20 protein-coding genes are annotated in these 25,739 nt (G+C 65.9%); 10 read left to right on the forward strand and 10 right to left on the reverse strand.

Features of this window, described 5'->3' with window-relative positions; genetic code table 11:
• Positions 1-59: 59 nt before the first annotated feature.
• Genes yaaA through JMJ54_RS09180 form a run of 7 tightly spaced genes read right to left on the reverse strand, consistent with a single transcriptional unit; the run spans position 60 to position 7,875 of the window.
• Positions 60-824, reverse strand: coding sequence for a peroxide stress protein YaaA (gene yaaA / locus JMJ54_RS09150; protein ID WP_203537997.1), 765 nt, complete (start codon positions 822-824; stop codon positions 60-62).
• 11 nt (positions 825-835) lie between these two features.
• The gene (locus tag JMJ54_RS09155; protein ID WP_203537999.1) at positions 836-1,456 is read right to left on the reverse strand and encodes a response regulator transcription factor; all 621 of its coding nucleotides are present in this window, start codon (positions 1,454-1,456) and stop codon (positions 836-838) included.
• Positions 1,440-3,674, reverse strand: coding sequence for a PAS domain-containing sensor histidine kinase (locus JMJ54_RS19210; RefSeq protein WP_203538001.1), 2,235 nt, complete (start codon positions 3,672-3,674; stop codon positions 1,440-1,442). The genes JMJ54_RS09155 and JMJ54_RS19210 overlap by 17 nt, the downstream gene beginning before the upstream one ends.
• A 1-nt stretch (position 3,675) precedes the next feature.
• A complete protein-coding gene (locus tag JMJ54_RS09165; protein WP_203538003.1) occupies positions 3,676-4,671 on the reverse strand; it encodes a 2-hydroxyacid dehydrogenase in 996 nt (331 codons plus the stop codon).
• A 53-nt stretch (positions 4,672-4,724) separates the two neighbouring features.
• Positions 4,725-4,976 carry an RNA recognition motif domain-containing protein gene (locus JMJ54_RS09170; RefSeq protein ID WP_203538005.1) on the reverse strand — a complete coding sequence of 84 codons (252 nt, stop codon included), beginning with the start codon at positions 4,974-4,976 and terminating at the stop codon, positions 4,725-4,727.
• The gene (locus JMJ54_RS09175) at positions 4,973-5,938 is read right to left on the reverse strand and encodes a complex I NDUFA9 subunit family protein (protein ID WP_203538008.1); all 966 of its coding nucleotides are present in this window, start codon (positions 5,936-5,938) and stop codon (positions 4,973-4,975) included. Before JMJ54_RS09175 ends, JMJ54_RS09170 begins: the two co-directional genes overlap by 4 nt.
• 8 nt (positions 5,939-5,946) lie before the next feature.
• Positions 5,947-7,875 (reverse strand): lytic transglycosylase domain-containing protein, encoded by a 1,929-nt coding sequence (locus JMJ54_RS09180; RefSeq protein WP_203538010.1) that lies wholly within the window; start codon positions 7,873-7,875, stop codon positions 5,947-5,949.
• 278 nt (positions 7,876-8,153) lie between these two features.
• On the opposite strand from JMJ54_RS09180, the gene JMJ54_RS09185 reads away from it, so the two are divergent.
• Positions 8,154-9,428 carry an O-acetylhomoserine aminocarboxypropyltransferase/cysteine synthase family protein gene (locus JMJ54_RS09185; RefSeq protein WP_203538012.1) on the forward strand — a complete coding sequence of 425 codons (1,275 nt, stop codon included), beginning with the start codon at positions 8,154-8,156 and terminating at the stop codon, positions 9,426-9,428.
• 60 nt (positions 9,429-9,488) lie between these two features.
• Here JMJ54_RS09185 and JMJ54_RS09190 read toward each other — a convergent pair whose 3' ends face one another.
• A complete protein-coding gene (locus tag JMJ54_RS09190; protein WP_203538014.1) occupies positions 9,489-10,484 on the reverse strand; it encodes a YeiH family protein in 996 nt (331 codons plus the stop codon).
• 254 nt (positions 10,485-10,738) lie between these two features.
• Here JMJ54_RS09190 and JMJ54_RS09195 point away from each other — a divergent pair, with 254 nt between their 5' ends.
• The 8 genes from JMJ54_RS09195 to JMJ54_RS09230 all read left to right on the forward strand — a co-directional run bounded on the left by JMJ54_RS09195 (position 10,739) and on the right by JMJ54_RS09230 (position 20,226).
• Positions 10,739-11,665 carry a LysR family transcriptional regulator gene (locus JMJ54_RS09195; RefSeq protein ID WP_203538016.1) on the forward strand — a complete coding sequence of 309 codons (927 nt, stop codon included), beginning with the start codon at positions 10,739-10,741 and terminating at the stop codon, positions 11,663-11,665.
• A gap of 49 nt (positions 11,666-11,714) precedes the next feature.
• Entirely contained in the window at positions 11,715-12,608 is an 894-nt protein-coding gene (gene glyQ / locus JMJ54_RS09200) for a glycine--tRNA ligase subunit alpha (RefSeq protein WP_189459780.1), read from the forward strand.
• A 4-nt stretch (positions 12,609-12,612) separates the two neighbouring features.
• Positions 12,613-13,086 carry a surface-adhesin E family protein gene (locus JMJ54_RS09205; RefSeq protein ID WP_189459779.1) on the forward strand — a complete coding sequence of 158 codons (474 nt, stop codon included), beginning with the start codon at positions 12,613-12,615 and terminating at the stop codon, positions 13,084-13,086.
• A gap of 5 nt (positions 13,087-13,091) precedes the next feature.
• On the forward strand, positions 13,092-15,167 hold the full coding sequence (gene glyS, locus JMJ54_RS09210; RefSeq protein ID WP_203538018.1) for a glycine--tRNA ligase subunit beta: 2,076 nt from the start codon (positions 13,092-13,094) through the stop codon (positions 15,165-15,167).
• Positions 15,168-15,231: 64 nt separating this feature from the next.
• Positions 15,232-15,771, forward strand: a complete 540-nt coding sequence (gene gmhB / locus JMJ54_RS09215; protein WP_203538020.1) for a D-glycero-beta-D-manno-heptose 1,7-bisphosphate 7-phosphatase — start codon at positions 15,232-15,234, stop codon at positions 15,769-15,771.
• Positions 15,772-15,969: 198 nt separating this feature from the next.
• Entirely contained in the window at positions 15,970-16,698 is a 729-nt protein-coding gene (locus tag JMJ54_RS09220) for a lysophospholipid acyltransferase family protein (RefSeq protein ID WP_203538022.1), read from the forward strand.
• Positions 16,699-17,376, forward strand: coding sequence for a M48 family metallopeptidase (locus JMJ54_RS09225; RefSeq protein ID WP_203538024.1), 678 nt, complete (start codon positions 16,699-16,701; stop codon positions 17,374-17,376).
• Between the two features lie 183 nt (positions 17,377-17,559).
• A complete protein-coding gene (locus JMJ54_RS09230) occupies positions 17,560-20,226 on the forward strand; it encodes a family 20 glycosylhydrolase (RefSeq protein ID WP_203538026.1) in 2,667 nt (888 codons plus the stop codon).
• 81 nt (positions 20,227-20,307) lie between these two features.
• Here JMJ54_RS09230 and JMJ54_RS09235 read toward each other — a convergent pair whose 3' ends face one another.
• Together JMJ54_RS09235 and JMJ54_RS09240 are read right to left on the reverse strand one after the other, a co-directional pair.
• Positions 20,308-22,971, reverse strand: coding sequence for a glycosyl hydrolase family 18 protein (locus tag JMJ54_RS09235; protein WP_203538028.1), 2,664 nt, complete (start codon positions 22,969-22,971; stop codon positions 20,308-20,310).
• A gap of 329 nt (positions 22,972-23,300) precedes the next feature.
• Entirely contained in the window at positions 23,301-24,833 is a 1,533-nt protein-coding gene (locus tag JMJ54_RS09240; RefSeq protein ID WP_203538030.1) for an MFS transporter, read from the reverse strand.
• 287 nt (positions 24,834-25,120) lie between these two features.
• On the opposite strand from JMJ54_RS09240, the gene JMJ54_RS09245 reads away from it, so the two are divergent.
• A complete protein-coding gene (locus tag JMJ54_RS09245; protein WP_238999993.1) occupies positions 25,121-25,711 on the forward strand; it encodes a TetR/AcrR family transcriptional regulator in 591 nt (196 codons plus the stop codon).
• Positions 25,712-25,739 lie beyond the last annotated feature (28 nt).

Raw genomic sequence — 25,739 nt, forward strand, 5'->3', positions numbered from 1 at the left:
CCTTGTTCGGTGTCGGGTAGCGAATGCGCCCGCGCCTTGCGGGCGGGCAGCCGCCATGTTTAGTCCGCGAGGTGACGGCGGAATACCCAGCGGTGCGCATCGCTGGCGTCGGCCGAGAAAGCATAGCCCTCGAGGTTGAAACCCTGCAGCGCTTCCGGTCTGGAAACATGGTTCTGCGCCGCGTAGCGCACCATCAATCCCCGGGCGCGCTTGGCGTAGAAGCTGATGACCTTGTAGCGCCCGCCCTTGAAATCCTCGAACACCGGCTGAATGAGCCTTGGCTCGAGCTTCTTCGGCTTGACCGACTTGAAGTACTCGTCGCTGGCGAGGTTGACCAGCGTGCGTGCACCGACGGCGTTGACCGCATCGGTAATCGCCTCGCCCCAGAAGTGGTACAGATTGCTGCCGCCGGGGTTATCGAGCCGGGTGCCCATTTCCAGCCGGTAGGGCTGGATCAGGTCGAACGGCTTCAGCAGCCCGTACAAACCGGAGAGGATGCGCAGGTGCTTGCCTAGGTAGTCGAACGCGCCGCGTTCCAGCCCGTAGGCGTCGAGCCCCTCGTAGACGTCGCCCTTGAAGGCGAATACCGCGGGCCGCGCGTTGTGCGGCGTGAATGGTGCCTGCCAGCTCTGGTAGCGGCCGGTGTTGAGTACCGCCAGCTCGTCCGAGATCGACATCAGCTGGGACAGTTCAGCCGGCGACTTCTGCCGAAGCACGTCGATCAGCGTCGCACTGCGGTCGAGGAAGTCGGGCTCGCTATGGCGCCGTGTCGGCAGGGCGGTGGCGTAGTCCAGCGTCTTGGCCGGCGAAATCAGCATCAGCAACGGCGTTTTCCTCAGACGGTGATGTTGGCGTCGCGCAGCAGCGCGGCGAGTTCCATCGCGGTCTTGACGTGCATTTTCTCGAGGATGCGGGCACGGTGGACTTCGACCGTCTTCATCGAGATCGACAGGTCGTCGGCGATCTGCTTGTTGAGCCGGCCGGTGAGGATCAGCTTCATCACTTCGCGCTCGCGCGGCGTCAGCGATTCGAGCCGGGCCTCGACGGCGTTCTTCGCCTGCCACTGCGTGCGCTTGAGCGCGTCGGCGGCAATCGAGCGCTCGACCAGATCGACGATGTCGTTGTCGTTGAACGGCTTCTCGATGAAGTCGGTCGCGCCGTCCTTGAGCGCACCGACGGCCATCGGCACGTCACCGTGGCCGGTCAGGAACACCACCGGCGGCAGGTAGGGGAACTCGCGCAGTTTCTGGAACAGCTCGAGGCCGCTCATGCCGGGCATGCGCACGTCGAGCAGCAGGCAGCTGAAGCGGTCCGGCGTGTAGTCGGCCAGCAGCGCCTCGGCGTTCGGGAAGGGCTGGACGTCGTGATTGCGGGTCGAGAACAGCCAGGCGAGGGCATCGCGCAGGGCGTCGTCGTCATCAACGATGGCAATGCGGCGGTTAGGGTTCGATGGCATTGGGTTCCTCGCTGAACGGTACGGTAAAGATGAAGCGGCTGCCGCCGCCTGGATTGGCTTCGACCCACATCCGGCCCTGGTGATGCTCGATGATCGAGCGGCAGATATTCAGCCCCATCCCCATACCGGTGTCCTTGGTCGTAAAGAACGGTTTGAAAAGCTGTTCGAGCTGCTCGGGCGACAGGCCCGGGCCGCGGTCGGCGATCGTCACGCGCAGGTATTCGCCGTCGCGTTCGAGCGAGATCGCCAGTGCCCGTCGCGCCGGCGGCGTCGCATCCATTGCTTCGAGTGCGTTCTTGATCAAATTAAAGATCACTTGTTCGAGCATCACCGGGTCGGCGTACAACGACGGCAGATCGGTTGACTGCTGCAGCGAGACGTCGGCGTCACGGCGGACGATTTCGTGGCCCAGGAGGCCGAGCACCGTGTCGAGCAGGGTGCCGATTTCGCAGCGTTTGCGCGATGGCGCGCGACGCTGCACGAACTCGCGGATGCCGCGGATGATCTGGCCGGCGCGCTTGGCCTGTTCGGCCATCTTGTCGAGCGCCTGCGCCAGCTGCTTGAGGTTCGGGTCGGGGCTGCCGAGGATGTTGCGGCAGCCCGAGGCGTAACTGGCGATCGCGCCGAGCGGCTGGTTCAGCTCGTGCGCGAGGCTGGATGCCATTTCGCCCATGCTGATCAGCCGCGCGGTCTGCTGCAACGTCTCGTTCTGGCGCCGCTCGCGTTCGGCGGCGGTTTTCAGCGCGGTGATGTCGGTGGCGATTTCGAGCCAGACCGCCGAGCCGTCGACCCAGACGCTCTGGCGGCTCTTGATCTGGTACCAGCGCTTGCTGAAGATGTCGTACCACTCCGCATCGACCGGCGGTTCGGTGCGGCGTTTGACGAAGGGCACGATGCAGCAGCGGCCGCGCCAGTCCGGCAGGCCGAAGGCGCGGTCGAACTGCAGGTTGGACATCAGCAGCTCGCCGGATTCGGTATCCGACACCGCGACGGCGGCGTCGAGGCCGTTGAGCACGGTGACGAAGCGCTCGTGCGATGCCTGCAGCGCCTTGCGTTCGCGTCGCAGCTCGGTGATGTCGTACATCGCGTTCATCCAGCCGATGTGCTTGCCGTCGCCGTCGATCAGTTTGGATGCATAGAGCCGGACGTCGAAACGCTCGCCGCTCTTTTTCATGAAGCGGACCGAGAAACCGTTCGGGTCGAGCCGGCCGGCCAGGATCGCGTCGCTGGCGGCCTGGCAACGCTCGATTTCCTCGGGCGGCCAGTACGGGAACGGCGGTACCAGTCCGCCGAGTTCTTCGGCGCTGTAGCCGGTCATGTCGCAGTAGCCGCGATTGACGTGCAGGATGCGGCCGTCGAGATCGGTGGCGCGCAGGCCGGTGACCAGCGAGTTTTCCATCGCCAGCCGCAGCGCGGTTTCGCTGCGCAGCTGCGCCTCGGTGACCTCGCGCTTGCGGATGTGTCGGCGCAGCGCCCACGTCGACGCGAGCATGGCGCCGGCGAGAATGAACAGCAGCCACGGCAGCAGGTCGGCAAGCAGTGCGCGCGGCGTGTTGTAGGCGCGGGCGACCAGCGTCAGGCCGAGCGGCGGCCGGTCGAGCCGGATCGTGTAGGCCTGGTCGGCAGGATCGAACTGCCGCTGGTTCTTGGCGGCGATGGTCTTGCCGTTGGGGCCGAGCAGCGAGATCTGGTAGCGCTGGCCCAGCCACCACGGCACCTGATGCTGCAGCATCACGTCGAGCGCGATCGTTGCGACGATGTAGTTGCCGTGGTCCGGCGTGACCGTCGTGTAGGTGACCAGCGGCTGGCCTTCGACGATCTTCAGCGAGCCCCAGCCCGTGTTGCCGTCGAAGGGCTGGGTATGGCGGGCCTGCGGCGCGGTCCAGCGGGCGCGGTCACCACCGTTGTGGATGGCCAGACCGACGATCTCGGGGTTGGTCTGGATCAGCGTCAGGACCCGGGCCTGGAACGGCGGTGCGGTGTAGTCCTGGCCGGGCAGCGTCGCGGCCAGCGCCAGCAGCGCCTCGCGGTTGGCCTCGGCCTGCTGCTCGATCGCCTGCTTCTGCCACAGCATGTCCTGCTCGAGCTGGGCCGTACGCAGCTGTTCGGTCTCGCCGCGGGTGACCAGCAGGAAACCGGCGAACAGCAGGGCGAACAGTGCGGCGATCAGCCCGGGCAGCGGTTGCAGCCAGCGGGCCGGGGTATGCGGAAAGCGCACGTCAGGCGTGGACCGCGTTGGCGAGCGGCAGGCCCTTCGCAAACGCGTCGAGGTTCTCGAACACGGTATCGGCGATATTGGTCAGCGCTTCGTGGGTCAGATAGCCCTGATGCGAGGTGATCACGACGTTCGGGAAGGTCATCAGCCGCGCCAGCGTGTCGTCCTGCAGTGCAGTACCCGACAGGTCTTCGAAGAACACGCCTTCCTCGTACTCGTAGACGTCGAGGCCGACGCCGCCGGTCTGGCCGCTCTTGAGCGAGTCGACCAGCGCTGCGCTGTCGATCAGGCCGCCACGGCTGGTGTTGATGATGACCGCGCCGCGTTTCATCGTCGACAGCGACTCGGCGTTGATCAGGTGGCGGGTTTCCGGGAACAGCGGCACGTGCAGCGAGATGACGTCCGCCTCGCGCAGCAGCTGGTCGAGCGGCACGAAGGTGCAGCCGAGTTCGCCGGCATGCTTGGTGTCGGGCGAGCGGTCGAACGCCAGCACGCGCATGCCGAAGCCGTTGGCGATGCGCATCGCGGCCTGACCGATCTTGCCGGCGCCGATGACGCCAAAAGTGCGGCCGTGCAGGTTGAAGCCTTCCAGCCCTTCGAGCGAGAAGTTGCCGTCGCGCACGCGGGTGTAGGCGCGGTGCGTCTTGCGCACCAGCGTCAGCAACAGCGCGAACAGGTGTTCGGCAACGGCCTCGGGCGAGTACGCGGGGACGCGGGTCACGGTGATGCCGAGCTGTTTGGCGGCGACAAGGTCGACGCCGTTGAAGCCGGCACAGCGCAAGGCGACGTGCTTGACGCCGAGCAGCGCCAGCGCGTTCAGCGTCGATGCATCGAGCGTGTCGTTGACGAAGGGGCAGACCGCGTCGAAGCCGGCGGCGAGCGGAACGGTATTGCGGTTGAGCCGGTCGCCGAAATAGACCAGTTCGTGGCCATAGCGGGCGTTGGCCGCGTTGAGCGACGCTTCGTCATACCGTTTGCTGTCGAATACCGCGATCCGCATCGTCTTGATCCAGCCTTGTGCTGTGGTGCCGGCATGGCCGGCGGGTTGGGGCCTTACTGGCCGAACGGGTTGAAGCTGGCGGTGAGTTCGCGGCCGTTCCAGAAATGGCCGCTCAGCTTTTGCACCAGCACTTCGGCGCCGGCGCTGCTGCAGTCGATCGACACCGAGGCCACGAGCTTTTCGCCCAGACCTTCGGCAATCGTGACATCGCCGACATCGGCGGTCATGCCCAGATCGGTGAACAGGGTACGAACGTCGTCTTCGCTGGTTTCTGGCGGCAAGTTGCCGATCAGGATCGCAGTCATTGCATGTCTCCTACAATCAGGGATTTTACGGGGGAGGGAGGGGAAGTCGGTGTCGCGCCGCGGTGCGGCGCAGCCGGCATCAGGGGCGCCAGATAGCGTGGTGCAACGGCTTCCAGCGCCTTGGGCGTCCAGCCTAGCACGGCCGGGAAACCGCCGGCAGCCACGTTGTCGATTTTCATCGAGTCGAGATTGTCGTGGGTCAAGGGCGGGTCGGGCAACAGGGCCATCAGCGTCGCTTCGAGCCGGGCGAGGGCGTCGGGGAGCGGCAGTACCGGCCGCGGGTGCTGCGACCACTGGCCGGCGAGCCGGACCAGCTCGGCCAGCGTGTAGACCGTCGGGCCGGCAAGGTCGAGCCGCCGGTGGATCAGGTCATTGCGCCCGAGCGCGGTGGCGAAGGCGCGGCTGACGTCCTCGACCCAGACCGGCTGGAATCGGGTGGCGGCGCCTGCCAGCGGCAGTACCGGCAGCCTTTGCTGCAACCGGGCAAACAGGTTGAGGAAGTGGTCGTCGCGGCCGAACACGACCGACGGGCGGAAAATCGTCCAGTCGAGCCGGCTGGCCACGACGCAGGACTCGGCACGACCCTTGCTGCGCTGGTACATCGACGGCGCGTCGACGTCGGCGCCGAGCGCGCTCATGTGCAGATAGCGCCTGACGCCGGCGGCCTCGCACGCGGCGACGATCTTCTCGGTCAGCGCGACGTGAATGCGTTCGAAGCGTGTGGCGTCGCCGTGCAGGATGCCGACAAGGTTGATGACCGCATCCTGATCCCGGACGAGTTCGGCGAGCCGGGCGGGATCGTGGACGTCGGCCTCGACCAGTTCGAGCAGCGGCAGGACCAGCAATGCCGCGTGCTGCTCGGGATGACGTGTTGCCAGTGTTTGCGTATGGCCGGCGGCGGCAAGCCGCGCGGCGATACTGCTGCCGATGAAGCCGGTGCCGCCGATGATCAGGACACGCATGATGCACCTCAGTTGCTGTCGCCCCCGTCGGCGCCGCCGAGGGAGTTGTCCTGAGGTGGCGTCACGAGCTTGCCGGGAATGGCGGCGAGGCGCTGGTGCAGCGTGGTGCTGGTTCCGAAGCCGGCGCCGTAGTGCTGGGCGTTGGCGAGGACCTTCTTCACGTAGTTCCGCGTCTCGTCGAAGGGAATCGTTTCAATATAGATCGCGGCGTCGAGCGCATCGTCGTTCTGCCAGTTGCGCGCCCGGCCCGGACCGGCGTTGTAGCCGGCGGTGACCAGTACCGGATGATCGTCGAGCCGGTCGAGCAGGTAGCGCAGGTAGAAGGTGCCCATGCTGACGTTGGTCGGGATGTCGGTCACCTCGGAGAGGTCGAAGCGCTTGCGGCCCATCTTGCCGGCGACCCATTTGGCCGTCGCGGGCATCAGCTGCATCAGCCCGGCGGCGCCGGCACTCGAGCGGATGTCCGGCACGAAACGGCTTTCCTGGCGGATCAGGCCGTAGACCCAGGCCGGATCGAGGCCCTGCTCCTGCGCGGCGCGGGTGACGACGTTGCGCCACGGATAGGGGTAGCGCAGCGTCGGATCGGACAGCGGCTTGAGGCGTTCGGCCGTGTCGATCGAGCGGTCGTACAGGCCGCGCTGATCGGCCAGCGTCGCGGCGGCGAGCATCTGGTTGTCGCTCATGCCCTTGAGCGCCCACGACCATTCGCGGGTGCCTTCGACGCGCCAGTTCTGCGCGTACAGCGCCAGTGCGCGCCGGATGCCCGGTACGTTTTCGATCGCCCGCACTTCGGCGGCTTCGGCGCGCCGGTGTTGCGGCTGCGCGCCGACGACCGGGCCGATTTCCTCGCGGGCAAGCAGGCTGTAGAAGTCGTCGCCGTCGCTCAGGTCCAGCAGCAGCGGCTGCGCTTCGGCGCCGCGGCCCTGCGCCTTCAGCGCTTCGGCTTTCCAGTAACGCCAGACCGACAGCTGCAGGTCGTCGGCCGGCATCGCGTCGATCCGGGCGAGCACGGCCTTGAAGTCGCGCACGCGCAGCGCGGCACGGACCGACCAGAAGCGGCCGGCCTCGTCCAGCTCCGCGGTGCCGCCACGGGCGAACCAGGTGCTGGCGCTGTCGTTGTGGTTCTTGGCGGCGATCAGTCCGAGCTGCTGCCAGCCGTAGCGCTGGTCGGCCTCAGGCCAGTTGATCGATGTCGACTGGAACAGTTGCGCCGCGCGATCGGCATCCTTGCGGGCCAGCCGCTGCATCGCGTAGAGCTGCATTTCACGTGCCGCACGGCCTTCCGCAGCCGCATCGAAGACCTTGTCCGGCGTATTGGCGGCGCGCGCCAGCGATTTGGCCGAAAGTTCGGCCGGGAAGCCGACCCGGGCGGCAAGCTGGCGGGCGAGGTCGCTGCGGTTGGCGTTCAGCACCATCCGGATGCGCGTCCACGCGTTGTCCTGCGTCAGTACATTGCGGGTGAACAGCGTGTCGAACACCGGATTGCACGCATCGGCAAGCGGCTTGGCGCTGAACCACAGCGGTTTGGCCTGCGCCAGTGCGGCGACGTCGTTGCGCAGCGCGGCCGACTGGGCGGCAAAGCACTTGAGCTCGACGCTCGGGCTGTCGAGCTTCGGATACTCGATGTCGTAGGAGACCCAGTCCTGCCGCTTGCCCAGCTCCTTGAGCCAGTCGGCGCGCAGCCGTTCGGCCAGCGGCGAACCTTCGTAGCGGTTCAGGAAGGCGGCGACGTCGTCTTCGGTCAGGGTGCCGAGCTGTGCCGACAGCAGGTAATAGCGCGGGTACATCTCAAGCACCTCGCCGTCGGCATTCTTGGCGAGCTGGTTCAGTGTCGCGAGGTCGCGCGAGCGGGCCGCGTCGCGCAGCTGGCTCAGGTCGATTTGGGCCTGGGCGCACAGGCTGGCGCCGAGGGTGATCAGGGCAAGGAGCGATTTCATCGTGACTCAACCGGCAGAGGAGCGGAAACGGGCGGGCAAGAGGCGCGCCGGGGTGATTCCGATTCTAATCCAAGCCCGAGACGGGCTGACGTGAATTGTCATGTTGCGATCCTGGCCGGCGATGACGGCTGCAGGCAACTTCGTCAGCTTGATCTGGGTTAAACGGAATAAAAATATCGATCAATAGGTATGAACGGTTATATGCGGCGGTGCTAGATTCGTTCCGATGCTGCGTGGCCGCGGTGGCCGCAGCGCTCGTTCTCCGGGAGTTTTTCTGCATGCGCTTCGATACCCTGGCCATTCATGCCGGTTATAGCCCTGATCCGACCACCAAGGCGGTGGCGGTGCCGATCTACCAGACGAGCAGCTACGCCTTCGACGATACCCAGCATGCGGCCGACCTGTTCGACCTCAAGGTGGCCGGCAACATCTACACCCGCATCATGAACCCGACCACCGACGTGCTCGAAAAGCGCGTCGCCGCGCTCGAAGGCGGCATCGGCGGGCTGGCGCTGGCGTCGGGGCAGGCGGCGATCACCTATTCGATCCTGACCATCGCCGAGGCCGGCGACAACATCATCTCGATCTCGACGCTGTACGGCGGCACCTACAACCTGTTCGCGCATACCTTGCCGCAGTACGGCATCGAAACGCGCTTCGTCGACTACCGCGATCCGGCCGCCGCCGGTGCACTGATCGACGCGAAAACCAAGGCGATCTACGTCGAGTCGATCGGCAATCCGCTCGGCAACGTCGTCGACTTCGCCGCTTTTGCCGAAGTCGCGCACGCGCACGGCATTCCGCTGATCGTCGACAACACCGTGCCGACGCCGTACATCACCCGGCCGTTCGAACATGGCGCCGACATCGTCGTGCATTCGCTGACCAAGTACATCGGCGGCCACGGCAACAGCATCGGCGGCATCATCGTCGACTCGGGCAAGTTCCCCTGGGCCGAGCACAAGCAGCGCTTCCGCCGGCTGAACGAGCCGGACGTCAGCTATCACGGTGTCGTCTACACCGAGGCGCTCGGCGACGCGGCCTACATCGGCCGCGCCCGCGTCGTTCCGCTGCGCAATACCGGCGCGGCGATCTCGCCGTTCAATGCTTTCCTGATCCTGCAGGGGCTGGAAACGCTGGCGCTGCGGATCGAGCGCCACAGCGACAATGCGCTCAAGGTCGCCGAATACCTGCAGAACCACCGCGCGGTCGAGTGGGTCAACTACGCCGGGCTGCCGACGCACGAATCGCATGCGCTGGTGCAGCGCTACTTCGACGGCCGGGCCTCGGGGCTGCTGACCTTCGGCGTCAAGGGTGGCCGCGACGCCGGTGCGCGCTTCCAGGATGCGCTGAAACTGGTGACCCGACTGGTCAATATCGGCGACGCCAAGTCGCTGGCGTGCCACCCGGCGTCGACGACGCACCGGCAGCTCTCGCCCGAGGAGCTGAAGAAGGCGGGGGTCTCGGAAGAAACGGTGCGGCTGTCGATCGGTATCGAGCACATCGACGACATCATCGAGGACCTCGAACAGGCGCTCGCCGCTGCAGCATGACCGGCGTACGTTCATAAGTAAAAAGCGGCCCGAGGGCCGCTTTTTCGTTGCCGGATGGACTTACAACTGGCCCATCACATGCTGGACCATCAGGCTGCTGCCGGCGACGCAGACCCACACCCCCAGACCGAGCAGGATGGGGCGGACGCCGGTGCCGCGCATCTGGCCGAGGTTGGACGACAGGCCGATGGCGGTCAGTGCGACGACGATCAGGAACTGCGCGATGTGGTGGGCCCACGGCACCAGCGCGGCGGGGATCAGGCCGAAGGTGCTCAGCAGCGACGCAACGACAAACCAGAGGATGAACCACGGAAAGATGCGCTTGAGGCTGAAATCGCCGGCGCCGTGCTTGTGCTCGCGATGCGCCATGTAGGCGGCCATCGCCAGGCAGACCGGGATGATCAGCGTTGCGCGGGTCAGCTTGACGATGGTCGCGTACTCGCCGGCGAGGTGGCTGAAGCTGTAGCCGGCGGCCACCACCGACGAGGTGTCGTTGATCGCGGTGCCGGCCCACAGGCCGAAACCCTTGTCGGACAGGCCGAGCACGTGGCCGAGCAGCGGGAACAGCAGCACCGCGACGAGGTTGAACAGGAAGATCGTCGAGATCGAGAACGCGGTTTCGTGGTCGTCCGGCTTGAGGATCGGCGTCACCGCAGCGATCGCCGAGCCGCCGCAGATGGCGGTACCGACACCGATCAGGATCTTGAGCTTGTCCGGCACGCCGAGCAGCTTGCCGAGCACGACCGCCGAAACGAAGGCGGTGGCGACGGTGACCAGCGTCACTTCGAGCGACTGCATCCCGGTTTCGGCAACCTGGGTGAAGTTGAGGCCGATGCCGAGGGCGATGATCGACCACTGCAGGATGTCCTTGGCGGCAAAGCCGATACCGGGGCGGAAGCGCTCGCCCGGGTGCCAGAGGTTGTTGACCGCGAGGCCGAGCACGATGCCGATGACCGGGCCGCCGACCAGCGGAAAGGCTTCGCCGAGCAGGGCGGCGACAGTGGCCAGCGCCAGTGCCAGCGCAAGACCGTGACGATGCGTACGTATGAAGTTCATTGCTGCCATCCTTGGCCGAAAGCTTTCTTGCTGACGGTTGTTATTGCAGATGGAGCTAACTATGTTCTTTGTGGTTATATGTGTAAAAACGGTTATATGGCGATATTTAATCGGTAAAACCGATTGATCGAGCTTGGGCGCCGCAAAGCCAGTCTTGGCGCGGCTTGCCGCGATGGTGGCAGCGGTGGCCGGTACTGCCGCAGTAGCGATTCCGGTGTTTTTACCGGAGGTCGAGTCGAAAATTGGGGGGCGAAATGATCCGGTTGACCTTGCGCGAGCTTGAAGTGTTCGTGACCACGGCACAGCTGGGCGGCATTACCGCCGCCGGTGCCGGGCTGGGTTTGTCGCAGTCGGCGGCCAGCGGTGCGCTGGCCGAACTCGAGCGCCGGCTCGGCGTCACGGTGTTCGACCGCATCGGCCGGCGGGTGCAGCTGAACGAGCACGGCCGCTGGCTGTTGCCGCAGGCCGAGGCCCTGCTGGCGCAGGCGCGCGAAATCGAGGCGCGTTTTCGCGGCGATGCACCGGCGCGGCTGCGGCTCGCGGCCAGCTCGACCATCGGCAACCGGGTGCTGCCCGAGTTGCTGGGGCTGCTGATGCTCGAAGACCCGGAAAGCCGCGCCGAGATCGCGATCGGCAACACGCAGGAGGCGATTGCCGCCGTCGCCGAGTACCGCGCCGATCTCGGCCTGATCGAAGGCATCGCCCACGATGCGCGAGTGAACGTCGAGCCGTGGCTGGCCGACGAACTGGTCGTGGTCGCGCCGCCGGCCCATCCGTGGACCGGGGCGACGGTGACGCCGCCGATGCTGGCGGATGCGCAATGGGTGCTGCGCGAGCAGGGCTCGGGCACGCGCGAGGTGCTCGAGTCGACGCTGGCGCCGCTGGTCGGCAGCCCGAAGGTCGCGCTCGAGCTGGGGACCAGCGAAGCGGTCAAGGGCGCGGTGCGCGCCGGACTCGGGCTGGCCTGCCTGTCGCGGCGTACCGTGGCGACCGAGCTGGTGCGCGGCGAGCTCGTTGCGCTGGCGACGCCGGATCTGGACCTGACGCGCTGCTTTTACCTGATCCGTGCACGCGACAAGGTGCTGACGCAGGGCGCCGGGCGCTTCCTGACACTGTGCCGTGCACAGCTGACGCGCGAACGGCAGGCGGCCGACTCGCCGGCCATGGGCAAAAGCAAGTAGAATCAGCAGGTTTCAGAACCGGAAACCGGACCATCCGGCCAAGACCGACATGCTGACCTTCCAGGACATCCTTCTCAAGCTGCAGACCTACTGGGCAAGCCAGGGCTGCGCGCTGCTGCAACCGTACGACCTCGAAGTCGGCGCGGGCACCTTCCACACCGCGACCTTCCTGCGCTCGCTCGGCCCCGAGCCGTGGAACGCCGCCTACGTGCAGCCGAGCCGCCGCCCGAAGGACGGCCGCTATGGCGAGAACCCGAACCGGCTGCAGCACTACTACCAGTTCCAGGTCGCGCTGAAGCCGAACCCGGACAACATCCTCGACCTCTACCTCGGCTCGCTGAAGGAACTCGGCATCGACCCGACGGTTCACGACATCCGCTTCGTCGAGGACGACTGGGAAAGCCCGACGCTGGGCGCCTGGGGCCTCGGCTGGGAGGTGTGGCTGAACGGCATGGAAGTCACCCAGTTCACCTATTTCCAGCAGGTCGGCGGCCTCGACTGCAAGCCGGTGCTCGGCGAGATCACCTACGGTGTCGAACGGCTGGCGATGTACCTGCAGGGCGTCGAGAACGTCTACGACCTCGTGTGGACCGTCTACCCGAACGGCCAGAAGGTCACCTACGGCGACATCTATCACCAGAACGAGGTCGAGCAGTCGACCTACAACTTCGAATACGCCAACGTCGAACTGCTGTTCAAGCTGTTCAACGATTTCGAAGGCGAAGCACAGCGGCTGATCGAAGCCGGCCTGCCGCTGCCGGGCTACGAAATGGTGATGAAGTGTTCGCACACCTTCAACCTGCTCGACGCCCGTGGCGCGATCTCGGTGACCGAACGTGCCGCCTACATCGGCCGCGTCCGCAACCTGTCGCGCATGGTCGCGCAGGCGTATTACGACAGCCGCGAAGCCCTCGGCTTCCCGATGTGCAACCCGGCGGCCTGATGCAATGAAGGCGCTTGCGCTGTGCCTGCCCTTGCTGCTCGCCGCCTGCGGCGACTTCGAGGACGGCACGCGCGGGCCGCAACCGGTGCCGGGCAGCAGTGCCGACTGGCGCAACTACGGCGAACCCGACGGCATGAAGGTCGATGTCGACGTCAATTCGATCTCGCACCGCGACCGCGCGGGCAGCACCCAGTACACCTATGTGTGGATGCGCCAGACCTTCGCCGAAGACCAGATCGACGGCGAATCGAAAGGGCGTTACCGGGTCAAGTACGCGCGCCAGGCGATCGACTGCCCGAGCGGGCGGATGGCCGGCATCGCCGTGTCGTTGCGAACGCCCGACGGTGAGGAAATCGCCCGTTACGACGTTCCCGGCTTCCAGTGGGAATTCGCTGCACCCGAGCCCGACAGCTACGGCGCCGATTTCGTGCGTCAGGTCTGCAAGATGATGGCCGACAAGGCCCAGAACAAAGAGTGATCGTCATGTCCGATACCCAGTCCAGCAAGACCCTGTTGATCGAACTGTTTACCGAAGAGCTGCCGCCGAAGGCGCTCAAGAAACTGGGCGACGCGTTCGCCCGGTCGATTTTCGACGAGCTTGCCAAGCTTGGCTTCGTTGCCAAGGACGGTGATTGCCACCCGTTCGCCAGCCCGCGCCGGCTGGCGGTGACAATTCCGGACGTGCTCGCGCTCCAGCCCGAGCAGCAGATCGAACGTCGCGGCCCGGCCGTCGCCTCCGGCTACAAGGATGGCCAGCCGACGCCGGCGCTGGCCGGTTTCGCCCGTTCGTGCGGCGTCGAGATTTCCGCGCTCGAGCAGGGCTCGGACGGCAAGCAGGACGTGTTCATTTTCCGCAGCGTGAAGGCCGGTGAAACGCTGGCCAACGTGCTGTCCGGGCTGATCGAAGCCGCGCTGAAGAAGCTGCCCGCGCCGAAGATGATGCGCTGGGGCGATCGCGACGGCCAGTTCATCCGTCCGGTGCACGGTCTGGTCGTGCTGCACGGCAGCGACGTCGTGCCGGCCAAGGTGCTGCACCTCGCGTCGGGCCGTGTCAGCCAGGGCCACCGCTTCCTGTCGAAGGGCGCAGTCGAGTTCGCCAGTGCCGACGAATACGCGAAGAAAATCTACGAAGAGGGCAAGGTCGTCGCCAGCTTCGCCGCGCGCCACGAGCTGGTCGTCGACCGCCTCAAGTCCGCTGCCGCCAAGCTGAACGCAACGATCGCCGCCGATGATGCGCTGTTCGACGAGGTGACCGCGCTGGTCGAGTGGCCGGTGGTGCTCGAGGCCGGCTTCGAGGCCGAATTCCTCAAGGTGCCGCAGGAATGCCTGATCCTGACGATGCAGCAGAACCAGAAGTACTTCCCGCTGCTCGACCAGGCCGGCAAGCTGATGAACCGCTTCCTGCTGGTGTCCAATCTCGAAGCGGCCGACCCGAGCCACATCATCACCGGCAACGAGCGCGTACTGCGCGCGCGGCTGTCGGACGCGCAGTTCTTCTATGCGCAGGATCAGAAGAAGAAGCTCGAATCGCGCGTCGAAGGGCTGCGCAGCGTCGTCTACCACAACAAGATCGGCACCCAGTACGAGCGCGTCGAACGCCTCGTGAAGCTGGCCGGCGAAATCGGCCCGGCGCTCGGTGCGCAGCGCGCCGATTGCGAACGCGCGGCGAAGCTGGCCAAGGCCGACCTCGTGTCGGACATGGTCGGCGAGTTCCCGGAACTGCAGGGCACCATGGGCCGCTATTACGCGCAGATCGACGGCGAGAACGCCGCGGTCGCCGATGCGATCGAACAGCACTACCGCCCGCGCTTCGCCGGTGACGCGCTGCCGGAAGGCCCGGTGGCGCAGGCCGTCGCGCTGGCCGACAAGCTCGAAGCCATCGTCGGCATCTACGGCATCGGCCTGATCCCGACCGGCGACAAGGACCCGTTCGCATTGCGCCGCGCCGCACTCGGCGTGCTGCGCCAGCTGCTGGTGCTGCCGCTGGACCTGAAGTCGCTGCTGACCGCGACTGCCGCGACCTTCCCGAGCGGCGTGATCAAGGACGGCACGATTGCAGGTGTCCAGGGCTTCATGCTCGACCGGCTGAAGAACTTCCTCGCCGCCGATTATCCGGTGGCCGACATCGACGCCGTGCTGGCGCTGAACCCGGAACGCTTCGACGACGTCGTCCAGCGCCTCGACGCGGTCGCCGCGTTCAAGGCACTGCCGGAATCGGCAGCACTGGCTGCCGCCAACAAGCGCATCCGCAACATCCTCAAGAAGGTCGACACCGCGCTGCCGGTGCTGAATGCGGCATTGTTCGACAGCGAGGCCGAAAAGGCGCTGTTCGCGGCGTTCGAGGCCGTGACGCCGCAAGCCGAGGCTGCGCTGGCCAAGCAGGACTTCACCGGCGCCCTGAAGGCACTGGCTGCGCTGAAGACGCCGGTCGACGCGTTCTTCGACGGCGTGATGGTGATGGCCGACGATCTTGCCGTGCGCGGCAACCGTCTGGCGCTGCTGTCGGCGCTGGCCGGGCTGATGAACCGCGTTGCGGAGCTGTCGCTGCTTGCCGATTAAGCGCCGATTGAACACGGGCGGCGACCATGCCGCCCTGCCGTGGATGCCCGCAACGGAGGGGCCGATGAAGCTGCTGATTCTGGACCGCGATGGCGTGATCAATCACGACAGCCCGGACTACATCAAGTCGCCGGACGAGTGGATCCCGATTGCGGGCAGTCTCGATGCGATCGGTGCGCTGACGCGCGCCGGCTGGACGCTGGTCGTTGCGACCAACCAGAGCGGCATCGGCCGCGGCTATTACGACGTGGCGACGCTGAACCGCATCCACGCCAAGATGCACCGGCTGGTCCACGACGCCGGTGGCGAGATCGACGCCATCTTCTTCTGCCCGCACATGTCGGAAGCGCAATGCCGCTGCCGCAAGCCGGCGCCGGGGATGGTGCTCGACATCGCCAAGCGCTTCCACGTGTCGCCGACCGAGTTGTGGATGGTCGGCGACAGCCAGCGCGACCTTGAAGCGATTGCCGCTGCTGGCGGCAAGCCGCTGCTGGTGCGTACCGGCAACGGCAAGAAGACCGAAGGCAAGAACAGCCTGCCGCCGGGAACCCGGGTGTTCGATGATCTGGCGGCAGTAGCAGACTGGCTCCAGCGCCTCGGCTAGGCGCCCATTCCGTCTGGCGACTGCGCCTTCGCATCCCGGGCCCGTCCGATGCTCGAAATCCTCATGGCCCAAACGGCCATTCCGGTTTCTGCGCTTCGGGCGAACCCGGCCTGCTTTGGCTCGCTCGCCAGCCGAAACGGGCTTCGGCGGCGCGCGGTATTTTTTTGAAACCATCATGACTTTCGACACGGACCGGCAATGATCTGGATTCGCTCCATCCTCTACTGGCTCGGCATGGCGATCATCACGCCGCCGTATGCCGTTTTCTGCATTCTGATCCTGCCGCTGCCGCCGGTGCTGCGTACGCGCATCATCACCGGCTGGAGCCGGGTGCTGCTGTGGTGGCTCGGGGTGACCTGTGGCCTCAAGGGCCGGATCGTCGGCAAGGAGAACATCCCGGCCGGGCCGGCGATGATCGTCTGCAAGCACCAGTCGGCATGGGAAACGATGGCGCTGCAGATGGTGTTCCCGCCGATGGTCTTCGTGATCAAGCGCGAACTGCTCAAGCTGCCGTTCTTCGGCTGGGGGCTGAAGGCCACGTCGCCGATCGCGATCGACCGCTCGAACCGCTCGGAAGCACAGCGCATGCTGATGGAGCAGGGGCAGGACCGGATCAGGCACGGCTACTGGATCACCATCTTTCCCGAGGGAACCCGCATTGCGCCGGGCGAACGCGGCAAGTACAAGCCCGGCGGTGCCCGGCTGGCGATTTCGCTGGGCATTCCGCTGGTGCCGGTGATGGTCAATGCCGGCGAATACTGGCCGCGCAATTCCTTCCTCAAGCATCCGGGCACGATCACGATGAAGATCGGCAAGCCGATCGACACCACCGGCCGCGACCCGCTCGAGCTGACCCGCGAAGTCGAGGACTGGATCGAAACCGAACTGGCCGCGATGCCCGATCGCGGCCCCTGCTTTCCGAAGTAAATGAGCGAGCGGCGCGTACGCCACCCGGGCGGCGAAATCGCCTACACGGTGAAGCGCAGCGCCCGACGCCGCTCGATCGGCCTGCGCATCGACGCTGGCGGCCTCAGCGTCGCGCTGCCGGCGCATGCCAGCCTCGCCGATGCCGACCGCGCCGTCCTGGGGCGCCTGGACTGGATACTCAAGCACCTTGCCAGGCGGCCAGCCCCCGTGGCAGCGCTGGCCGACGGCGCCAGCATCGGCTGGTTCGGCAAGCCGATGCGCATCGTTGCCGGGGCCAAGCGCACCGCCCTTGTCGACGGTGCGCTGCATGTCGCCGGCCACGACGCCACGCTGGCGCCGGCGCTGACCCGCTTCCTGCAGCGTACGGCGCGGGCCTACTTCGCCGAACGCGTACCGCTCTGGTCCGAACGGATGGGGCTGCAGCCGAGCCAGCTCAGGCTGACCTCGGCCGGGACGCGCTGGGGCAGCTGTACCGCCGCCGGCGCGGTCCGGCTGAACTGGCGTCTGGTGCAGGCGCCGTTCGACGTGATCGACTACGTGATCATCCACGAGCTGGCCCATCTGGCCGAGCTCAACCATTCGCCGCGTTTCTGGGCCATCGTCGCGCAGCACTGCCCGGCGTGGAAGGCGCAGCGCGACTGGCTCAAGCAGCACGGCCACGGCTTGCTCGGCTGGTAGTTCGTCCGGATGGTTGCGGAATTAATTACTTCTAATTTGCCCGGCTTTCCCCGCGTCTTGATCTTGAACAACGACGTGTAAGCTTTGTGGGTGCAACCTTGTTTGCGGGAGGCGGGGCTGATTCAGTCCTGCTGCAGTCGATCAGTCCGGGCCACAAGCCCGGATGCAAGCAAGGAAAAGCAGATGAAAAGCAAACTGACTCTGATGATGGCCAGCATGGCGTTTGCCGGCTTTGCGTACGCGGGTTCCGGCGCGCAGCAACAGGTGGATACCATCGCCAGTCAGCTGGGCATCAAGGTCACCATGCTGGGCAACAGCCAGCCGGCCAAGGAGTGCTCGGCCCTCGGTGCCGACTGGGCATCGTGCTACAAGCTGAATGTCACCTTCGATGCCGCCAGCGACATCAAGGGTTCGGACTGGGCCATCTATTTTTCCAGCATCCGCCGCATCCTCCGCGTCGACAACGACCAGTTCAAAATCACCCACCTGACCGGTGACCTGTACCGCCTCGAGCCGACCGACAAGTTCCAGGGGTTCGCCAAGGGCAAGCCGGTGCAGCTGGGCCTGATCGGCGAGTACTGGCAGGTGTCGATGTACGACACCATGCCGCGCTGGTACGTGACCTCGGGCGACGCCAAGCCGAAGGTGATCGCCAGCACCGATACCGAAGAACTCAGCAAGTTCATGACCCCGCTGACCGTTGCCGATGCCAAGCGCTCGGCCGGTGACAACAACGTCGTCATGACCGCCGCCACCCGCTACGACGCCTACAAGGCCACGCCGCTGCTGCCGGCACAGGACGTCGCCGCACGCATCATCCCGGCTCCGGCCGCACAGAAACTCACCGGCAAGACGGCCGATCTGTCCAAGGGCATCAAGCTCGATACGCGCGGCCTCGACAAGGCCAGCGTCGATGCACTGCAGGCGCGTGCCAAGGAAATCGGCGTCACCGCCGGCAGCTATCCGGTCACCGTGCGCATTGCGCCGAAGGCCCTGAAGGGCGCCGCTGCCAAGGCCGAGGGCTATTCGCTGGTGATCACGCCGAAGGGCGCGCAGGTCGTCGGCCATGATGCTGCCGGCGCGTTCTACGGCGTGCAGTCGCTGCTGTCGCTGGTCCCGGTGCAGGGCGCCAAGGTCGTCCCGACCATGGAAGTCGCCGACGCGCCGCGCTTCGGCTATCGCGGCTTCATGATCGATACCGCGCGCAACTTCCGCAGCAAGGCGACCGTACTGGCGGCGATCGACCAGATGGCCGCGTACAAGCTCAACAAGCTGCACTATCACCTGTCCGACGACGAAGGCTGGCGCCTACAGATTCCGGGCCTGCCGGAGCTGACCGAGGTCGGCGGCAAGCGCGTGCACGACCTGACCGAAACCAAGGGCCTGCTGCCGCAGCTGGGCCAGGGTCCGGACAGCAACAACGCCGGTTCGGGTTTCCTGACCCGTGACGACTTCATCGAGATCCTCAAGTACGCCCACGCCCGCAGCATCGAAGTGATCCCGGAAATCGACATGCCGGGCCATGCCCGTGCCGCCGTGGTCTCGATGGAAGCGCGCTACAAGCGCCTGATGGCCGAGGGCAAGCCGGAAGCCGCCAGCGAGTACCGCCTCGTCGATCCGAAGGAAACCTCGAACATCACCGGCGTGCAGTTCTATGACCGCCTGTCGACGCTGAACCCGTGCCAGCCGTCGGCGCTCAAGTTCACCGACAAGGTGATCGGCGAAATCTCCCGGATGTACCAGGACGCCGGCATCAAGCTCGAGTCGTGGCACTTCGGCGGTGACGAAGCGAAGAACATCTTCTTCGGCGCCGGCTACGCCGACAAGAACGCCCCCGCCAAGGACAAGGACGGCAAGGGCTGGATCGACATGTCGAAGCAGGACCACCCGTGGGCCAAGTCGCCGGCCTGCCAGGCGCTGGTCAAGTCGGGCAAGGTGGCCGATGTCGAACACCTGCCGGGCTACTTCGCCCACGAAGTCAGCACCCTGCTGCCGAAGTACGGCATCAGCAATTTCCAGGCGTGGCAGGACGGCCTGAAGCATGCGCCGAACGCCAAGGACTTCGCTGCCAAGAACGTGCGCGTCAACTTCTGGGACACGCTGTACTGGGGCGGTGCGGACTCGGTGGTCGAATGGACCAACAAGGGTTACGGCGTGGTGATCTCCAATCCGGACTACGTCTACCTCGATTTCCCGAGCGAGGTCGATCCGATGGAAGGCGGTTACTACTGGGGCGCGCGCGCCAATTCGATCAAGAAGATCTTCAGCTTCGCGCCGGCCAACCTGCCGCAGAACGCCGAAACCTCGCTTGATCGTGACGGCAACGCCTTCGAGGCCAAGGCCAGCAAGCCGATGCCGCCGGTCGTGGGCCTGTCGGCGCAGGAATGGGCCGAAGTCGTCCGCACCGATACCCAGTTCGAGTACATGGTGTTCCCGCGGCTGATCGCGGTGGCCGAGCGCGCCTGGCACCAAGCGGGCTGGGAGCGTCCGTACACCGTCGGCGAACGCTACAAGTCCGGCGAAACCAAGCTGGTGAACACCAAGGCGCTGAACGCCGACTGGGATACCTTCGCCAACGCCGTCGGCCAGCGCGAATTGGCCAAGCTGGACAAGGCCGGCGTCGGTTACCGCCTGTCCATGGTCGGCGCCAAGGTTGTCGACGGCAAGCTGGCCGCCGTGACCGAACTGCCGGGCGTGAAGATCCAGTACTCGCTCGACGCCGGCAAGACCTGGCAGGCGTACGACGCGACCAAGGCGCCGGCCGTGGCCGACGTCAATGCCGTGCAGGTGCGCAGCGTCAGCTTCGATGGCAAGCGCTTCGGCCGCGCCACCGGGCTGATCGCCAAGTAAGCGGCAACCCACCATGAAAAACGCCCCGGCATGCCGGGGCGTTTTTTCGTCCGGCGCGGGTGCGCCGGAGTCGTGTCGTGCTTAGAACTTGCCGACCGGGTAGAGCGGGTGCTCCTGCTTGAGCGAGAACGCCTTGCCGTTCACGATCAGCTGGTAGTTGCTCGGTCCGGCGATCGGCAGACGGTAGGTGATCTTGATGTCCTTCACCGCACCGACCGCCAGTTTCGGCAGCGTGTAGTCGACGGTGTGGAAATCACCCTTGAGGCCGCCGATGTTGTTGCCGGTGTGGCCCGACGTCACCGTCATGCCGCTGGCTTCCAGGTTGTCCGGAGCCGAGGTCGGATACTGGAAGCGCAGGATCGCCCCGGCCGGGATGATGGCGCCGGTGTTGTTGACGATGTGCAGCTTCGGAGCGATCGGGAAGTTGTCGTCACCCATCGCGAACGCCGTCAGCGAGGCCGAGACGTCGACGACTTCGGCCGGCATGGCGGTGTTCGACAGCGTGTTGCCGTACGGCGTGGCGCTGCGGAAGTTGCTGGCCAGCAGACGGGTCAGCGTCGCGCCCGGCACGTACTGGCCCTTGCTGCCGGTCAGTGTCGTGCGGTTGGCATCCCAGTCGTAGTCGCCGGCCAGTTCCCAGTTCATCGCACCGCCGACGCCGTTCTTGATGATCCAGTCGGCCTTGGCCTGGATCGACTGCTCGTCCTCGGTCGACAGGAACACCTTCTTCTGCGCATTCCACAGCCACGGCGCCACGAGGGTGCTGTCGTAGTAGCGCGTGTAGACGCCGGTCAGGTCGCTGGCCGCAAACTTGTATTGCGACAGGTAGTCGGCGGCAATGCCCTTCTCGAGGTTCTTGGCGTGCCACATCGGGTTGGAGCCGGCATCCTCGACGCTGCCCTTCTCGTCGACGTCGAACCAGATGTTGTCGACACCGGCCGCGCCGACGCCGCATGGCGCTTCGACGCCAACCGGGCACGTATTGGTCTGCGAGGTGCCCCACAGGCCGTTGTTGCCGCCGGTCACGTCACGCCAGCCACGGGTGTAGAACGGAACGCCGACGTTGACCCGGCCTGCCGGCATGCCGCCACGGTAGTAGTGGAATGCCCAGTCGGTGTTCAGGTAGCCGATGTTCTTGTACTGCGCATCGCCGTAGACGTTCCAGAACGCCAGCTCGCCGTCCTTGCCGTCGTCGAACAGCGCCGCGTTCGGGCCGACGAACTGGTTCCACGTGCCGTGCAGGTCGTAGCTCATCACGTTGACGAAGTCGAGGTAGGCCAGCGACTGGAAGGCTTCCATGCCGCGCAGCAGGTAACCCGACGCCGGTACGGCTGCCGACAGTTCGTAGTACTTGCCGTCAGCGACCGACGCCGCGTTGAGCTTCTCGCGCAGGACGCGCATCAGCTCGCGGTAGCTGGCCTGCAGACCCTTGAGGCGCGGGCTGGCGACGGTGAAGTCGAGCGGGTTGCCGGCGTTGGTCAGCGAGGTCGGGTACTCGTAGTCGATGTCGACACCGTCAAAGCCGTACTGGCGGATGAAGGCCACCGCCGAATCGGCAAAGGTGTTGATGCCGGCAGTGTTGACCGAGGCGTCGGCATTGGTCGACATCGCGTAGAAACCACCCGATGCGACACGCTTGCCGTCCGGACCGAAGTAGCCGCCGGTCTCGGCCCAGCCGCCGATCGACACCAGCGTGCGCACGTTCGGGTGCTGCTTCTTGAACTTGTTCAGCAGGTTGAAGTGACCGGTGTACGGCAGCGACGGATCCATCTCGGCGCCGGCGACACCCGGCCAGCTCATGTCGGTCGACTCGTTGCCGGCGACGTCCTGATTGACCGAGACCTTGTTGTTGCCGTCGATGTGCGCGAAGGCGTAGTTGATGTGGGTGAGTGCATCCCACGGAATGTCGCTGGCCAGATAGCGCTGCAGGCCATCCTTGCCGGTACGCCAGTTGGTGAAGTAACCGATGTTGCGGCGCTGCAGACCGTTGGCCAGCTTTTCGCGGCCGGTGCTGTCGTAGACGAGGCAGTACGGCACGTTTGCAACCTGCGACACGGCCAGCCCTTCCGGACGGCAGGCATCGTTGCTGCCCGACGGTGTCGGTGCGGGCGTCGGAGTCGGAGTCGGAGTCGGGGTCGGAGTCGGCGTCGGCGTCGGTGTCGGAGTCGGAGTCGGAGTCGGCGTCGGCGTCGGCGTGGCCGAGCAGCTGCCACCGGCCTTCCACAGCGTCGTGCTCGATGCCGGGTTCCAGTTGGTGCCGACGTAGGCGTAGTGCGTCGTCAGTGCGGTGTAGGTGTTGCCGTTGTAGCTGACCACGTCGCCGGCGTTGTACGGCTTGGTGTTGCTCTCGGTCCAGACCGCGCAGCTACCGGGCGTCGGTGTCGGAGCAGGGGTCGGCACCGGAGTGGGAACCGGGGTCGGCGTTGGCGCGGGTGTCGGCACCGGCGTCGGGGTGGGCGTCGGCGTGACCGCGCCGTCGCACACACCCTTGTCGGCCCAGACGCCGTTGGCGCCGGATTTGCTCGGGTCTTCGTTCTGTGTCCACCACTTGTTCTGGTACAGATGGTTGGCCTGGGTGACCGAGGTACCTCCGGCGGCGTACACCTTGGTCGCGTCCCAGGCGGCAACGCCGGAGCACGACACGGCAAGTGCCGTGGCAGGGATCACCGAGCCGGCAAACGCGGCAACGATGGACAGGGCCAGTACACGGCCATTGGACGGCAAGCGTCCGGATTTCGATTTCATGCAGCTCATCTCCTACCTGCTTGAATTTGAATGAAGGTCTACACAAGATCCCCGGTGTTAGTAAGTATTTTCCCGTAGTGATCTTGCGCGAGGCAGCATCGGTATCGAAAGTTGCGGTGTCAATCGTGGTGGGTCTGGGCGTAGCGAATGGCGGGCTGGCCGGTGGGCCGCCGCGTTGCCGAGGTGTCCGGCAGGGGAGTGGCGGCAGTCCGCCGGGCCGGTGCTTTGTTGTGCAAGCGGCGCAAAGCCCGATGCCCCGGCATGCCGGGGTGTCGGGTGTCGTCGCCTGAATGGCGCGGTTGACCAAAGGTCAGACCAGGCGTCGATACTCAGCCGTTTGCTTGCGGCGCCAGTGTCGCGCCCGCTGCCTGTCTCGCGTGGGCATGATGCAGGGTCAGGAAGGCGATCAGGCCCGAGATCAGGGTCAGCGCGGCGAGTACAAACGCCATCTGCTGGAAGGCCTTGCCGTAGATCGCCAGCCAGACCGACGGGTCATGGCCGGGCAGGGCGGCCTGTGCCTGTGCGATGTCGCCCGCGGCCAGCGTATTGGCGATCGATACGACGGCAATGTGGGTGCCGAACTGCTGTGCCAGCCCGCCCTGCAGCAGCCCGATCAGGACGACGCCCGAGATCGCCAGCCCCAGCGATTCGCCGGCGACCCGTACCGTGGTGAAGAAGCCGGTTGCCATGCCGGCACGCTCCCTGGCAACCACGCTGATGGCCAGATCGTCCATCAGTCCCCAGGGCAGCCCGGCGCCGACGCCGATCAGCAGCATCGGCCAGACGAAATCCGCAGCCGGAGCACCGGGCGCCACCGTCGCCAGCCACAGCAAGGCGGCGGTCGAGATGGCAAAGCCGATCGCGCACAGGCTGCTGGCCGCAAACCAGCGTGTGAGCAGTGCGCCGAGGAAGGGCACGAACAGCATCGGAGCCGAGAGCGGGATCATCATCAGTCCGGCGCGTACCGGGTCGTAGCCTTCGACGCCGATGAAGCGGACCGGCAGGATGATCAACGGCACGACGAAGCTGAACGCCGTGCCCAGCGGCAAGGCCTGTGCCCCGAGGAAGCGCAGGTTGCGGAACAGGCGCAGATCGAGCATCGAACGCGGATGCAGGCGTTCGACCTGGATGAAGACCGCGAGGAACACGGCCGCACCCAGCAGCAGGGCGACGACCAGCGGGCTGCTCCAGCCGCGTTGGGGACCCTGCATGATGCCCAGCGTCAGCAGCAGCAGCAGGCCGGTGAAGGTGACCGTACCCCAGAGATCGACGCCCTTGGCGTCGGGATCGCGTGATTCGTGCATGCGCGGCACGCCGAAGAGCAGCACCAGCAGGCTGATCACCACATTGGTCAGGAAAATGCTGCGCCAGCCGAACTGCTCGATCAGGAAGCCGGCCCAGACCGGACCGAACGCGAGGCCGATGCCGAAACTGGTGCCGAGCAGGCTGTAGGCTTGCGTGCGCTGTTTGCCGTCGAACTCGTGCGCCAGCGATGCCGAGCCTCCGGCCATCGCGGTCGCTGCGGCGATGCCCTGCAATGCGCGCAGCGTGATCAGCGAGGGCAGGTCCGGCGCCAGCCCCTGCAGCAGCGACAAGGCACCGAAGGCGGCGATGCCGTTGCGGAACACGCGCTTGCGGCCGAACCGGTCGGCCAGCGCGCCGGCCGCCATCACCACGCTGCCGAAACTCAGGATGAAGCCGTTGACGACCCAGGCCAGTGCGGGCGTGCTGCCGCCGAGGTCCCGGCTGATGGCCGGAATCGCGATACCCGGCGCGGTAAAGCTCAGCGGCAGCATCATGCCGGCAAGGCAGACGGCAGCCAGCACGAGCCACTTGCCGTAGGGATGGGGGTGAGCAGACATCGTTGGAACTCCGGTGGTTTTGGTCTGGGCAGACCGGCTTGGCGCGGAACGAAACGGGACGACGATCCGGTTCGCATTATTTGTATCGATCGATACAAATATGATTGGGGCATCCCGATCGGCCTGTCAATTTATTTCTGTTATGATCGTTACAGAAGTGTGACCGGTCGCTGTCCTGCCTTTCAGGCATCCTCCCCGTCGCACTGGTGAATGAAACCGGGAGACCGTACATGGCCGAGCGAGGACGCCCGCGCTGTTTTGACCGAGAGCAGGCCTTGCGCCGGGCCATGACCATTTTCTGGAAGCACGGTTACGAAGGCTCGTCGCTGGCGTGTCTGACCGATGCGATGCAGATCAACTCGCCCAGCCTGTATTCGACGTTCGGCTCGAAGGAAGCACTGTTCAAGGAAGCACTCGACCTGTACGACCGCGAAGCGGGCTCGCCGGTCGCCGAGATACTGCAGAACACCCCGTCGGCGCGCGAAGCGATTGCCAGCCTGTTGCGGGCCAGCGCCAGGTGTTTCTGCGAACCGGACCGGCCGGCGGGCTGCATGGTGCTGCTGTCCGCGCTCAACTGCACGCCGGCCAATGCCGGCGTCTGGCAGCACCTGCACGAGCGGCGGCTCCGTTCGGATGCACTGCTGAGGGCGCGGCTGGTGCGCGGCGTGGCGGACGGCGACATTCCGGCAACGGTCGATGTGCAGATGCTGGCGACGTTCTACATCGGCGTCCGTCAGGGCATGTCGATGCAGGCGCTGGATGGGGCCGGCCACGATGTGCTGCTCGGCATGGCTGGTGCTGCGATGGCGGCGTGGGATGTCCTGGTGAGCGGGGCGCCGCCGCAGCCCGTCGCGACGCCGGCATCCGGGACCGGCTGAAGCGGTGCAGGCGGTCGCTCTGCCGCGT

The sequence above is a fragment of the Jeongeupia naejangsanensis genome (genome assembly GCF_016865585.1).
Classification (GTDB): domain Bacteria; phylum Pseudomonadota; class Gammaproteobacteria; order Burkholderiales; family Chitinibacteraceae; genus Jeongeupia; species Jeongeupia naejangsanensis.

Bases quoted from the DNA above. Each gene is read 5' to 3' on its own strand.
- JMJ54_RS09155 (WP_203537999.1), bottom strand. From the start codon at position 1,456: ATGCCATCGAACCCTAACCGCCGCATTGCCATCGTTGATGACGACGAC.
- JMJ54_RS09165 (WP_203538003.1), bottom strand. From the start codon at position 4,671: ATGCGGATCGCGGTATTCGACAGCAAACGGTATGACGAAGCGTCGCTC.
- JMJ54_RS09170 (WP_203538005.1), bottom strand. From the start codon at position 4,976: ATGACTGCGATCCTGATCGGCAACTTGCCGCCAGAAACCAGCGAAGAC.
- JMJ54_RS09175 (WP_203538008.1), bottom strand. From the start codon at position 5,938: ATGCGTGTCCTGATCATCGGCGGCACCGGCTTCATCGGCAGCAGTATC.
- JMJ54_RS09180 (WP_203538010.1), bottom strand. From the start codon at position 7,875: ATGAAATCGCTCCTTGCCCTGATCACCCTCGGCGCCAGCCTGTGCGCC.
- JMJ54_RS09185 (WP_203538012.1), top strand. From the start codon at position 8,154: ATGCGCTTCGATACCCTGGCCATTCATGCCGGTTATAGCCCTGATCCG.
- JMJ54_RS09190 (WP_203538014.1), bottom strand. From the start codon at position 10,484: ATGAACTTCATACGTACGCATCGTCACGGTCTTGCGCTGGCACTGGCG.
- JMJ54_RS09195 (WP_203538016.1), top strand. From the start codon at position 10,739: ATGATCCGGTTGACCTTGCGCGAGCTTGAAGTGTTCGTGACCACGGCA.
- glyQ (WP_189459780.1), top strand. From the start codon at position 11,715: ATGCTGACCTTCCAGGACATCCTTCTCAAGCTGCAGACCTACTGGGCA.
- JMJ54_RS09205 (WP_189459779.1), top strand. From the start codon at position 12,613: ATGAAGGCGCTTGCGCTGTGCCTGCCCTTGCTGCTCGCCGCCTGCGGC.
- glyS (WP_203538018.1), top strand. From the start codon at position 13,092: ATGTCCGATACCCAGTCCAGCAAGACCCTGTTGATCGAACTGTTTACC.
- gmhB (WP_203538020.1), top strand. From the start codon at position 15,232: ATGAAGCTGCTGATTCTGGACCGCGATGGCGTGATCAATCACGACAGC.
- JMJ54_RS09220 (WP_203538022.1), top strand. From the start codon at position 15,970: ATGATCTGGATTCGCTCCATCCTCTACTGGCTCGGCATGGCGATCATC.
- JMJ54_RS09225 (WP_203538024.1), top strand. From the start codon at position 16,699: ATGAGCGAGCGGCGCGTACGCCACCCGGGCGGCGAAATCGCCTACACG.
- JMJ54_RS09230 (WP_203538026.1), top strand. From the start codon at position 17,560: ATGAAAAGCAAACTGACTCTGATGATGGCCAGCATGGCGTTTGCCGGC.
- JMJ54_RS09235 (WP_203538028.1), bottom strand. From the start codon at position 22,971: ATGAAATCGAAATCCGGACGCTTGCCGTCCAATGGCCGTGTACTGGCC.
- JMJ54_RS09240 (WP_203538030.1), bottom strand. From the start codon at position 24,833: ATGTCTGCTCACCCCCATCCCTACGGCAAGTGGCTCGTGCTGGCTGCC.
- JMJ54_RS09245 (WP_238999993.1), top strand. From the start codon at position 25,121: ATGACCATTTTCTGGAAGCACGGTTACGAAGGCTCGTCGCTGGCGTGT.